We start from the raw sequence: 12,080 nt of genomic DNA, 5'->3' as shown, positions 1-12,080 counted from the left end.
GAGGCGATGATCCGCATGTTCATCGGCACTGTACGGATCGCCTTGAAGGCCTCGGTCATCTTGTCGGCCTCGTCCCAGACCTCGGCAATGGCACGCGACATGTCGACGAACCGCTGCAGCATCGGGTCCAGCGAACGCCCCATCTGGCGCGAACGGGCCTCAAACTCCGTCGCCAGAGCGTGGCTCTGGAAGTTGTCATAGGTGGCAAAACCCTGGTCGCGGATCCACTTCTGCAAGGTCTCGGCACTGTCCGCGGCGCTCATGCCGTCCTGCTCGTGCTTCAGCATCCCCGCATACAGCGCCTCGACCTCGGCCCGGAGGGAAGAGACCGGCTTGATCCGGGTCGAGATGTAGCCATCCTCGGTCGGCGCCACCAGCGCGTAGACACAGTAGAATCGCCCGCAGATCCGCCGATTCTTGACATAGGCCCCGGTCGGCTTGCCCGCCTTCAACCGTTCCCAGAGCATGTGAAACACGCCCTTCGGCATGTCCGGGTGGCGGATCAGCTTGTGCGGGGCGCCAAGCAGCTCTTCCCATTCATGTCCTGCGACACGCTGGAACACCTCGTTGCCCGCCTTTATCACCGCCCGCTTGTCGGTGCGGGAATAGAAAGCCTCGTTCACCTGGAACGTGGCCTCTGATTTGGACACCCCGGACGGGAATGCGGGATCGAGTTCGGACATGGGCGCGCCTCCTGCTTGGGGGCGACCCTAAAACGCAAACCCTTTTCGAATCCTGAACGCAAACGCGCGGCACCGGGGTGCCGCGCGTCCGATTTTCGTTGGATTTGATCCTTAACCCGGGCTCATGCCGCGCATCTTCTCCGACCGGCGGCGCAGGATCTCGACCGTGGTCAGCAGCATGATCGAGATCGCGACAAGGATCGTCGCAACCGCCAGGATCGTCGGGCTGATCTGTTCCCGAAGGCCGGTGAACATCTGCCAGGGCAACGTCTGCTGCTGGGCTGAGCCGACGAAGATCACAACCACGACCTCGTCAAAGGAGGTGATGAAGGCGAACAGGCCACCCGAAATCACCCCCGGCAGGATCAGCGGCATCTGCACGCGGAAGAAGGTCGTGACCGGGTCCGCGCCCATATTGGCCGCCGCCCGCGTCAGCGAACGGTCGAAGCCCACCAGTGTCGCGGTGACGGTGATGATCACGAAGGGAATGCCAAGCGCGGCATGGGCCAGGACCACGCCCATCAGCGTCCCTTGCAGGCCGATCCGCGAGTAGAAGAAGTACATGCCGGCGGCCGAGATGATCAGCGGCACGATCATCGGCGAAATCAGGATCGCCATGATCGCCCGACGGAACGGCACATGTTCCGAGCTAAGGCCGATGGCAGCCAGGGTGCCGAAGCTGACAGACAGCAACGTCGCCAGCGGCGCGATGATCAGCGAGTTGCGCAGTGCCTGTTGCCATTCCGACGAGGTAAAGAAGTCGCGGTAGTGCTTGAGGCTGTAGCCCTCGGGATCGAACCGCAGCATCTCCGGCGTGAAGGTAAAGAAATCCTCGGCGTTGAACGACAGCGGCATGACCACGAGGATCGGCGTGATCAGGAAGACGAAGATCGCGCCGGCGATCACGCGGAAACTGTATTCCCACAGCACCTGTCCGGAGGTCAGATAGGGCGGCAGCGGGACGCGGTGACGCCCCATGCCGATCCAATAGGTGAACCAGCCAAAGAACCAGCCAAAGATCGCACCGACCACGAGGCCCGGCAGGCCACCGAGCAGGTAGCCGGCCACCGCCATGACGGCGATCAGGACCAGCTTGAAGGTCTTTTCCAGTTTCGGGTCCAGCACGGCCAGCGCGACAAAGGCCAGCGCGGCCAATATCACGAAACCCAGCAGGATGCCCATCAGGACCGATCCGTTGGCGGCCCCGACGAAGACCCCGGCAAAGCCCCCTGCTGCCCCGACCACGGGGGCGGAAAACTGGATCGGCTGTTTGACGGCTTGTGTCTCGACGGCCATTGCTCAGCGCTCCTGCGTCTTGGGCGCGGACATTGCGCGCGCCTTTTCGATTGCCGCCCGCATCACGTGCGGACGGAATTCGGTATCGGGCTGTTCCAGAAAAATGGTCATCCTCAACCCCCGAGCTTCACGTTGTCGATGCCGACGATCCGGTCGTAGGCCCAGTAGAGGATCAGCACGACCGCCAGCAGGATCGTCCCAAGCGCGGCCGCGAGGCCCCAGTTCAGCGACGACGAGATGTGATAGGCAATCCGGTTCGAAATGAACGTACCGGTGGTGCCGCCCACGATCTCGGGCGTGATGTAGTAGCCGATCGACAGGATGAAGACCAGGATGCTGCCTGCGCCGATCCCCGGCACGGACTGCGGGAAGTAGACCCGCCAGAAGGACGTCCAGTTCGTCGCGCCCAGCGATTTCGCCGCGCGGACGTAGGTGGGCGGGATCGTGGACATGACCGAGTACATCGGCAGGATCATGAAGGGCAGCAGGATATGGGTCATGGCGATGATCGTGCCAAGCTGGTTGTTGATCATCACCAATCGTCCGTCATCGGCCACAAGTCCCAGCCAGACCAGCACGTCGTTGATCACCCCCTGTTGCTGCAGCATGACCTTCCAGGCCGAGGTCCGCACCAGCAGCGAGGTCCAGAAGGGCAGCAGCACCAGGATCATCAGCAGGTTGGCGGTGCGCATCGGCAGCGTCGACAGCAGGTAGGCCACCGGGTAGGCCAGCGCGATACAGCTGAAGGTGATGACAAGGCTCATGAACATGGTGCGCTTGAACAGCAGGCCGTAGATGCGTTCGTCCTCGTCCCGCATGGCGGCGCCATCCGGCGTCTTCTGCATGTCCACCGCGTTCAGGAAATAGCCGTTGGTGTATGCGGGGCTGTAGGTCTTGATGGTCTGCCAGACCCGTGTGTCCAGCCAGTCCTCGTCGATCTCGCCGAATGCGGCCTGAAGATCGGCAGTCTGGAAATCAGGGCTGTCCACCAGCGCGTCGGCTGCCTTGAGCATCTCGGCGCGCGGTCCGTTGTAGGACGAGACATCACCATCACGCAGGTCTTCGTAAAGCCGGGTGACAACGAGGGTCCAGGGTTCTTCCTCGAACGGGCTGTCCTCGTCCTCGTCACGCACGAAGGTCGCGAACCGGCTGTAGGCCTCTGCCGTGCGCGGCAAGACATCGGCGATGTCGTCGCGCATCTCGAAGGCCGGGATAGGATCGTTGAAATCCTCGTTGTTCTCCTTGGCCTTGTCCTCGGCTTTGACCCAGGCCTTGTAGGCCGCCACGCTGTCGGCGGTGCCCATCAGCTCTGCCCAGGGCAGCGCCTCATCCCAGGCCTCGTCGAGGTCCTCGAACTGGTCCAGGTAGACTTCGCCGATGTCGTCCAGGCCACGACCCGACTTGCGGAACAGCGAAGACACGCCGGTCAGCTCGTAGTTGAGACGCGAGCCCAGCCGCGTGTGCAGCTTGTATTCGGCGGCCAGGAAGATATCCGTGTAAGCCGCGTCGAAGACCGCATCGCCCGGGAGCTCGCCGCTGGTGTCATCCCAGTCGGCCAGCGCCTCGACGGTGCGGGGCAGCGTGTCGCGCACGATCTGGTTTTCCACCGACCGGAACAGCATGTCCGCGATAGGGGCAATGAAGGTCAGCAGCACGAAGATCAGCAGCGGCGCGATCAGGGCCAGCGCGCGCATCTTCTGCGCCCGCAGGGCCCGCGCCAGGCTGCGTTTCAGGGGTGTCCCGTCGGCGGCCAGCACCGGGCCCCCATTGCCGGAGCCGTGCCGCGGTTCACTTTCCCGCGCGTCCAGTGCGGCCGCCTCGTGAAAGGCATCCTCCGGCGTCGGTGCGTCGGACGTCTGCGGTCCGGATCCCTTCAGCGTGCTCATGCCGCGCCCTCCACTAGAATGAGTGTGCCCTCGGAATGGGCCTGTCTGATTTTCACGAGGTCCTGGTAGGCCGGATCGTGATAGGCGGCCTTGGCCGCGTCATAGCTGGGATAGGCGATCACCACGTGGCGCGCTCCCAGTTCCCCCTCGAGCACTTCGGCCCGTCCGCCGCGCACGATGTACCGCGCGCCAAAGCCGCGCATGATCGGGGTGTTGCCGTCGACATAAGGCTTGTAGGCCTCGGGATCGTTCACCGTCACATGGGCGATCAGGTAGCCCAGCGGCGCCTCGCCGGCCGGCTCGGGCAGATCCTCGTCATTGCCTTCGGCGACCATGATCGCGCTGGTCGCATTGTCCCGGCGGATCTTGGCAACGTCCTGGTAGTCGGGGTCGTGATAGGCCTTCAGCGCCGTATCGTAGCTGTCGAATTCAAAGACGACGTGCCGTTCGTTGGCCGTTCCCTCGACAACTTCGGCCTGCCCGCCGCGCACCAGGGGCCTGGCGCCGTAGCTCAGCAGGATCGGCGTGTCCCGGGCCACGTACTCCTTGTACGGCTCGGGATCGGTCACCGTGATGTGGCCGATGATATAGCCCTTCGGCATGTGGTGTCCCCGTCGTTTATATTGGTCCGTGGCGGGCGGTGCCGCCCGCCACGAACGATGTTGTCCTCACGGGGCGGGGATCATCCCCGCCACGGCGCGAGATCAGTTCTGGGCGAGCCAGGACTGGAATTTCGCGTCGATGTCGTCGCGGTAGTCAGCCCAGAACTCGTAGTTGTAGAGCAGGGTGTTGCCCGCGTTCGCCGGATCGGTCGGCATGTGCGGCGCCATGTCGATGCCCAGTTCGGCGTGCTGCGACACCATCGGGGCCGAGCTTTCGCGCGCCGGACCGTAGGAGATGTACTTGGCCTGGTCGGCCAGACGTTGGGTGTCGGTCGCGAAGTAGAGGAAGTCCATCACGCGCGCCAGGGCGTCGTCGGACAGGCCCTCGGGCACAATCCAGCCGTCAAGGTCGAACACCTGCATGTCCCAGAGCATCGCCACCGGCTGGTCCTGCTCCTCGATGACCGAGAAGAGGCGGCCGTTGTAGGTCGAGCCCATGAAGATCTCGCCATCCGCCAGCAGCTGCGGCGTGTCGGCGCCGGCCGACCACCAGACCACCTGATCCTTGATGGTGTCCAGTTTCGCAAGCGCGCGGTCCTGGCCTTCGTCGGTTTCCAGGACGTCGTAGATCTCGTCCTTGGCCACGCCGTCACAGTACAGCGCCCATTCCATGTTGTTCAGCGGGCGCTTTTCCAGCGCGCGCTTGCCCGGGTAGGTTTCCAGGTCGAAGACGGCGCAGACGTCGGACGGCGGCTCGACGCCTTCCGGCACCATGTCGGAACGATAGCCGAAGGTGGTCGAGTAGACGATCTGCGGGATGAAGCAGTCGGAGACGATCAGGTCGCCGAAATCATCTTCCGCGCCGGTGCCATCGGGGGCTTCGGCCAGCACGTCGTCAAAGTCGATTTCCATCGCCAGGCCTTCGTCGCAGAGGCGGATCGCCGATGCGGCGGTCACGTCCACGAGATCCCAGGTGATGTTGCCGGCTTCGTTCATCGCGCGCAGCTTGGCCACCGCCTCGGCAGAGCTTTCGTCCCATGCCACCGACACATCCGGGTGCATTTCCAGATAGGGTTCGACGTAGGCTTTCAGCTGCGAGTTCTGGTAGGCACCGCCCCAGCTCACGATGGTCATGTCTTGCGACATGTCCTGAGCCGAAACGCCCGCGGCTGCCACGGTCAGGGCCGTGGAGGCCAGCAGTGTCTTTGTGAGTTTCATTATTTAACTCCCTAGTTAACCCGTTATCTTGGTTGAGGCGATGTTACGGGTACGAACCTCGCCCCAAGGTCGCGTCCCCGCGCGCGTGCAAACGGCGCAGGCGACGGCATTCGGATCACCCGGCGTCGAGTGCCCGGCAATCTTCGGGCAGCCAGCCGATCTCGATCTGGCTGCCGGGCTCCAGACGCACCTGGTCGGGTGCGTTACGGGTCTTAATGACGAAGTCGTCATTGCCCGCGACACGGAGCCTCGTACGGAAGATATCGCCCATGTAGATGAATTCCAGCACTTCGGCCTTCAAAGTGTGCGCGCCTTCCTTCAGGCGGTCCTTGTTGAACTCGACCCGCTCGGGCCGGATCGAAACCCGCGTGCGCTCACCCACTTCGCTGACGTTGACCGGAGTCGCGTCCAGCATCTCGCCGCTGTCCAGCTTCACCTCGCAGGTATCGCCCTTCATCGCCGTGACCACGCCTTCCAGCGTGTTGTTCTCGCCGATGAACTGCGCGACGAAGCTGTTCTGCGGCTTTTCGTACAGTGCGTCCGGCGGCGCCAGCTGCTGGATGCGCCCGTCGTTGAAGACGGCGACGCGGTCCGACATAGTCAGAGCCTCGGTCTGGTCGTGCGTGACGTAGACCACGGTGATGCCCAGCTGGTGCGCCAGATTGGTGATCTCGAACTGCATGTGCTCGCGCAGCTGCTTGTCCAGCGCGCCCAGCGGTTCATCCATCAGGACCAGCTCGGGCTCGAAGACCAGCGCGCGGGCCAGCGCGATCCGCTGCTGCTGACCACCCGACAACTGCGCCGGGCGGCGGCCGCCAAAGGCACCCATCTGGACCATGTCCAGCGCATGCTTGACCTTCTTTTCCCGGTCGGCCTTGCCGATCTTGCGCACCTCCAGCGGAAAGCTGAGGTTCTCGGCCACGGTCATGTGCGGGAACAGCGCGTAGTTCTGGAACACCATGCCGATGCCGCGCTTGTGCGGCGGGATGTTGTTGATGCTGATGCCGTCCAGCTTGATTTCGCCATGCGTGGCGGTCTCGAACCCGGCCAGCATCATCAAACACGTGGTCTTGCCTGACCCGGACGGCCCGAGCATCGTCAGAAATTCGCCCTTCGGCATGCTGAGGTTCAGGTCTTTGACGACGAGCGTTTCGCCATCATAGCTTTTTTGCACGCGCTCAAAGGCGACAAATGCGTCGCCACTAGCTCCATCAGCCACGTCAGACTCCCTGTCTGTTATTTCGCGGATGTTTCTCCGCTGTATTGTGCTCAGACTAAAGCGCGTGACGTTTGGACATGCAAGCAAATCGCTGAAATCTGCGTATGCGGCAGGCAAATACGGCTCTTCCGGTTACAAAAACGGCGTGCAACCAGCCGATCGGAAGGTCAAATCGCCCGATTCGGGCAATATGCCTGCGCCCTTGACAGCGGTTTTCACCGCCACGGCCCGGCACGACACGCCATGACCACTGGTCAACGGAGCCGTCCGGGCAGAGTCCGCGCCAGGGTTTCGGGCACGATCAGCCGTGTCTCGGGCGTGATCCGGACCGCGATCTTCAGCAGGTGGTCCGGACGGAATGCGATGCAACCTTCGGTCGGGAACCTCGGTCGGCGCCAGCGGTGCAGGAAGATGGCAGAGCCCCTGCCCCGTTCGGCCCGGGGCCAGTTCCAGTCGGTCAGCAAGACGAGATCATACAGGCGGTCGGCACGGCGCAGGCGCTCATGGCTCCCCGCGTAGGGCGCGCGCACCATGAGGTTATAGTCCTCGTCGCCGGGATCGTCCGACCAAAGGTCACCCGGCCCGATCGGCACCGCCCAGTCGGCGGGTCGCGCGATCCGGTCAGGGCGGTAAAGCATGCCCGTGATGCGGTGCTCCCCCGCCGGGGTGGCGCCATCCCCCTCACGCTTGTCCGTACTCACGCCACCCCGTCCCACAGAACAGGGCCAGACCCGCCCTGCGAAACGCAGCCCGCGCGGCGTCAGGATCATGTCGCCGGCGCTCATCGTATTCCGGGCTCCAGCTCGCTTGGATCGACGACCTCGACGCGCCAGAACGCGCGCGCCTCGGGCGGCAAGGCGGCCAGCGCGCTTTCCCACTCCGGCCCCCGGATGGCGCGCCGCAGGGCCCAGGCCACCGACTCTACGCAGGTGTCCGGGGTCAGGTTGTGATTGGGTCTTAGCGCCTGCGCCTCCCGGATCAGATCATCGCGCGATGCCCAGGGCGCAGGCGGCACCTCTGGCTGCCAGCCCGCAACGAAAATCGCCCGGGGCACGCTGGGCAGCACACTGGCAAAGCGCAGCCCCTCTTCCGCCGTCACCCGTCTCCGGAAAACATGAAACACGCCATCCAGCGCCGTGTAGGCCATGTTGTCCGACTCGAGGTTCATCCGCGCCTTCAGATCGTCCAGAAAGGCCCGGTACTCGCGGCTGGCGTGGCGGTATGTCCAGGGCTGCGGCACGGCTCAGGCCGCTTCGGCGCGGTTGATGCGCTGCATCACCTGGGCGCCGATCTCGAAGGACCGCAGGCGCGATGCGTGGTCGTGGATCTGCCCGGTCAGGATCACCTCGTCCGGCGCGAACCGGTCGATAAAGCCCCGCAGTTGCGCTTCAACCTGCCCCGCGTCGCCCACGGCACTGATCCGCAGCGCCTCGTCCAGCGCGGGCATCGCGCCCGGGGGCACCACAGAGGACAGGTCCTCGACCGGGGCGGGCAACTTGCCCGGCTTCCCGGTCCGCAACCGGAAAAAGGCCTGCTGCATTGTCGTACGCAGCCTTCGCGCCTCGGCCTCCGTATCGGCGGCAAAGACGTTGATCGCCACCATCGCATGGGGCCGGTCCAGCGTGGCGGAGGGCCGAAAATGCCGCCGGTAGACCTCCAGCGCCTGTTCCAGCGCCTGCGGCGCGAAATGCGAGGCAAAGGCATAAGGCAGCCCCAAAAGAGCCGCCACCTGCGCCCCGTGCAGCGAAGACCCCAGGATCCACAGCGGCACCTCGGTCCCCTCGCCCGGCAGCGCGCGCACCGGGCGGCCTTCCTGCGGCGGCCCCAGTAGCTCGCGCAGCTCGCCCACCTCGGCATGGAATTGCTCGGCGCGTTCCGGATGCACCCCCAGCGCCCGCATCACCATCGCGTCGCCCCCGGGCGCGCGGCCAAGGCCAAGGTCGATCCGGTCGGGGTACAGCGTCGCCAGCGTGCCAAAGGCCTCGGCCACGGCCAGGGGCGCGTGGTTGGGCAGCATGATGCCCCCGGCCCCCACGCGCATCCGGCTGGTCAGACCGGCGACATGGCCCACAAGGACCGCCGTCGCCGCCGAAGCGATGCCCGGCATGTTGTGATGTTCCGCCATCCAGTAGCGGTGATAGCCCCAGGCCTCGGCCTTTTGGGCAAGATCGCCGGTGTTGCGCAATGCGTCGGCGGCGGTGAACCCCTCGGGCACCGGCGACAGGTCGAGCAGGGAATAATGCATGTGCGTCTCCTTCGGACCAAAGCTAGGCACGCGAGGCCGCGCTGACAACGCCGCCTCCCCTGCGCCACCGGCTTGGGACCGCCTATCGTTTCTTTGGGCTGAAAATACCTTTGGGGGTCCGGGGGCAAGGCCCCCGGCGACCGCCACGGGCGCTCACTTACAGCAGGTGTCCCGACTTCGCCGCCTTCACCGCCAGGTAATGGGTGTTGTGCACGGTCTCGCCCACCTTCAGCGGGACGCGCTCGGTCACGCCAATGCCACAGCTTTCCATCATCCGCATCTTGGCCGGGTTGTTGGTCATCAACCGGACAGCGGAAAAGCCCATCTTGTCCAGGATCTGCGCCCCCAGCCGAAAATCGCGCTCGTCGTCCTCGAACCCCAGCCGGTGGTTCGCCTCGACCGTGTCGAACCCCTGGTCCTGCAAGGCATAGGCGCGCATCTTGTTCGCCAGACCGATCCCGCGCCCTTCCTGTTGCAGGTACAGCAGCACGCCCGCGCCTTCCTGCCCCATCTGCATCAGCGCCGCGTTCAGCTGCGGGCCACAGTCGCATTTCAGCGACCCCAGCAGATCGCCCGTAAAACAGGCCGAATGCAGCCGCGCCAGCACTGGCTGGGCACGGTCGGGGCGGCCGATCTCGATGGCATAATGTTCTTCGGACCCGTCCGCGGGGCGATAGATGTGCAGACGCGCGTTTTCGGCGGCGCGCAGGGGCACGCGGGCGGAGACCACATGCTCCAGCTCCGGCAGGGCCTCCAGCAGCGGGGCCGCCTCCATGCCGTCTATTTCCAGCAGACCCTGTGCCGCGGCGGTTCCGGGCGCCACGGGCACGACCAAGGCTGCCGGCAGCAACCGCGCGCCCTTGCACAACTGCAGCCCCAGCCGGTGTAGCATGACCGAGCCGTCGCGCCGGGTCTGCAACGGGCCTTTCATCGGGTTGGCCAGGTCATCGGCGGGATCGGCCAGGTCCTGCACCCAGGACAGGCGCGCATCCTCGGGCACGATCACCCGCGCCACGTCGCCGTCATAGGCCCGCGCCTTCAACGTGGCCGCCCGCCGGTCGGTCAGGGCCAGGTCCAGAGGCCCCAGCGCCCGCATCGCGCACAGCCGCGCCTCGGACAGGGTCTCGGCAGCGGCGACGAGCACATGCGCGCCATCCGCGCGCAGACCCACGGGCACCCCCATGCGCAGGTCCGCCCGGGCCCGCGCCAATGTTTCGTTCAGGTCCGGACCCAGTCCCACCTCTGCACCCTCCGGCTGGTCAACTCCCCGGCATCCTGTAACATTTCCGCCCTCAGCACACGAGGACGTGAAAGTCTTGCAGCAAAGCTTGCCGGAGGCGCACTCTGTCCACATCTGCGAGAAAAGGCAACACGGAGGGCCGCACAATGGCGCAACTGCGAAACATCCTGCTGGTCGACGACGAAGAGGACCTGCGCGAGGCCCTGGCCGAGCAACTGGTCATGACCGAGGACTTCGAGGTCTTCGAGGCGGATGCAGGCGCCAGCGCGATGGCCCGGGTCAAGGAACAGATCTACGACCTGGTGATCCTGGACGTCGGCCTGCCCGACACCGACGGGCGCGAATTGTGCCGATTGATGCGCAAGCAGGGCGTGAAGTCGCCGATCATCATGCTGACCGGACATGACAGCGACGCCGACACAATCCTTGGCCTCGATGCGGGCGCCAACGACTATGTGACCAAGCCGTTCAAGTTCCCGGTCCTGCTGGCGCGTATCCGCGCCCAGCTGCGCCAGCACGAACAGTCCGAGGACGCGGTGTTCACCGTCGGCCCCTATACCTTCAAGCCCTCGATGAAGATGCTGGTCACGGAAGACGAAAAGAAGATCCGCCTGACCGAGAAAGAGACCAACATCCTCAAGTTCCTCTACCGGTCGACAGAGGGTGTCGTGCCGCGCGACACCCTGCTGCACGAGGTCTGGGGCTACAATGCCGGCGTGACGACGCACACGCTGGAAACGCATATCTATCGCCTGCGGCAAAAGATCGAACCCGATCCGTCGAACGCGCGCCTGCTGGTGACAGAATCTGGCGGATACCGCCTTGTAAGCTGAGTGGCACACACTTAGGTCGCATTGCACGGAACAAAGATGCACGGCTAAGTTTTGTTTCGAGCGGATTTGACCCAGATCATAGTTTCATGACTCGGTCATGTTTTAATCTGGCTCCAAGAGTTCCCGTCGCATGTGCGGGTTATCGCATGCACCTCCCTGTTGGACCTGGCCGGGCATCTTGCCCGGCCTTTTTTTGTTCCGATCCGTCAAGGGGTTCCAATACGCACGCAAAGGGTCGGGTCCCGGCGATGACACCGGGACCCCGGGGTGCGTCCCGTGAGTGCCGAAGGGGGCGTTCCCGTGTCAGTGCTATCCCGGTTTACGCGCAAGGGCATAAGGGTAAACAAGGGGCCGTCGTTCCCCTTGGCCGCCACGCCGACAGACCCCTAGGCGGCGGGATCGTTCCGCACGGGGTCCAGTTCCGCCTCGTCGCGCAGGTTGTCGCGCAGGGTCATCACCTCGTCTCGCAGCCTTGCCGCGTCGCTCATGGTCAGCCCCGCCCGTTCCAGGAAACAGCGCGCGATATCCGCGCTCTGGGCCTGTAATGCGCGCCCCTCCTCGGTCAGCCGGATGCGCACCTGGCGTTCGTCCTCCGGGTCGCGGCGTCGAGTCACGAGGCCCTTGGCCTCCAACCGTTTGACAAGGGGCGTCAGGGTGTTCGAGGCCAGTTGCATCTGCACCGCCAGCGATCCCAGCGGCCGGTCATCCGCCGACCAAAGCGCCGTCAGCACCAGGTATTGCGGATAGGTCAGGCCAAGCGGATCCAACAGCGGCTTGTAGGCCTGCTGCATGGCGTGGCCCGCCGAATACAGTGCGAAGCAGAGCATTTCCGAGGGAGAGAGAGAACTGGACATGACA

General features: G+C 64.7%; 12 protein-coding genes. 1 reads left to right on the top strand and 11 read right to left on the bottom strand.

Features of this window, described 5'->3' with window-relative positions:
* The 10 genes from PVW46_RS19095 to ribA form a co-directional block, all read right to left on the bottom strand.
* The coding region (locus PVW46_RS19095) for a PAS domain-containing protein (RefSeq protein ID WP_338020536.1) at window positions 1-683 on the bottom strand (683 nt) is incomplete at its 3' end.
* A 111-nt stretch (window positions 684-794) separates the two neighbouring features.
* On the bottom strand, window positions 795-1,979 hold the full coding sequence (locus PVW46_RS19090) for an ABC transporter permease (RefSeq protein ID WP_043136254.1): 1,185 nt from the start codon (window positions 1,977-1,979) through the stop codon (window positions 795-797).
* 113 nt (window positions 1,980-2,092) lie between these two features.
* Window positions 2,093-3,865 (bottom strand): ABC transporter permease, encoded by a 1,773-nt coding sequence (locus PVW46_RS19085; protein WP_083242254.1) that lies wholly within the window; start codon window positions 3,863-3,865, stop codon window positions 2,093-2,095.
* Window positions 3,862-4,467 (bottom strand): DUF1330 domain-containing protein, encoded by a 606-nt coding sequence (locus tag PVW46_RS28680; RefSeq protein ID WP_308421209.1) that lies wholly within the window; start codon window positions 4,465-4,467, stop codon window positions 3,862-3,864. Before PVW46_RS28680 ends, PVW46_RS19085 begins: the two co-directional genes overlap by 4 nt.
* A 102-nt stretch (window positions 4,468-4,569) precedes the next feature.
* Window positions 4,570-5,685 carry an extracellular solute-binding protein gene (locus PVW46_RS19070; RefSeq protein WP_069209221.1) on the bottom strand — a complete coding sequence of 372 codons (1,116 nt, stop codon included), beginning with the start codon at window positions 5,683-5,685 and terminating at the stop codon, window positions 4,570-4,572.
* A 115-nt stretch (window positions 5,686-5,800) separates the two neighbouring features.
* The gene (locus PVW46_RS19065) at window positions 5,801-6,904 is read right to left on the bottom strand and encodes an ABC transporter ATP-binding protein (RefSeq protein ID WP_043136250.1); all 1,104 of its coding nucleotides are present in this window, start codon (window positions 6,902-6,904) and stop codon (window positions 5,801-5,803) included.
* 254 nt (window positions 6,905-7,158) lie between these two features.
* Window positions 7,159-7,689 (bottom strand): L,D-transpeptidase family protein, encoded by a 531-nt coding sequence (locus PVW46_RS19060; RefSeq protein ID WP_069209223.1) that lies wholly within the window; start codon window positions 7,687-7,689, stop codon window positions 7,159-7,161.
* Window positions 7,686-8,144: a DUF2267 domain-containing protein gene (locus tag PVW46_RS19055; protein WP_069209224.1), complete on the bottom strand. Its 459-nt coding sequence runs from the start codon at window positions 8,142-8,144 to the stop codon at window positions 7,686-7,688. Before PVW46_RS19055 ends, PVW46_RS19060 begins: the two co-directional genes overlap by 4 nt.
* A gap of 3 nt (window positions 8,145-8,147) precedes the next feature.
* A complete protein-coding gene (locus tag PVW46_RS19050) occupies window positions 8,148-9,149 on the bottom strand; it encodes an LLM class flavin-dependent oxidoreductase (protein WP_069209225.1) in 1,002 nt (333 codons plus the stop codon).
* 157 nt (window positions 9,150-9,306) lie between these two features.
* Complete coding sequence (ribA, locus tag PVW46_RS19045; RefSeq protein ID WP_069209226.1) at window positions 9,307-10,389, bottom strand: GTP cyclohydrolase II; 1,083 nt, start codon at window positions 10,387-10,389, stop codon at window positions 9,307-9,309.
* A gap of 146 nt (window positions 10,390-10,535) precedes the next feature.
* Here ribA and PVW46_RS19040 point away from each other — a divergent pair, with 146 nt between their 5' ends.
* Entirely contained in the window at window positions 10,536-11,222 is a 687-nt protein-coding gene (locus tag PVW46_RS19040) for a response regulator transcription factor (protein WP_043136238.1), read from the top strand.
* Window positions 11,223-11,608: 386 nt separating this feature from the next.
* Here the strand turns inward: PVW46_RS19040 and PVW46_RS19035 are convergent, their stop codons facing one another.
* Window positions 11,609-12,076 carry a MarR family winged helix-turn-helix transcriptional regulator gene (locus tag PVW46_RS19035; protein WP_069209357.1) on the bottom strand — a complete coding sequence of 156 codons (468 nt, stop codon included), beginning with the start codon at window positions 12,074-12,076 and terminating at the stop codon, window positions 11,609-11,611.
* Window positions 12,077-12,080 lie beyond the last annotated feature (4 nt).

It is taken from the genome of Mameliella sp. AT18 (assembly GCF_028807275.1).
Taxonomy (GTDB): Bacteria; Pseudomonadota; Alphaproteobacteria; order Rhodobacterales; family Rhodobacteraceae; genus Antarctobacter; species Antarctobacter albus.
Note: the sequence above shows the minus strand (reverse complement) of the source record. Positions and strands in the feature narration are given on the sequence as shown.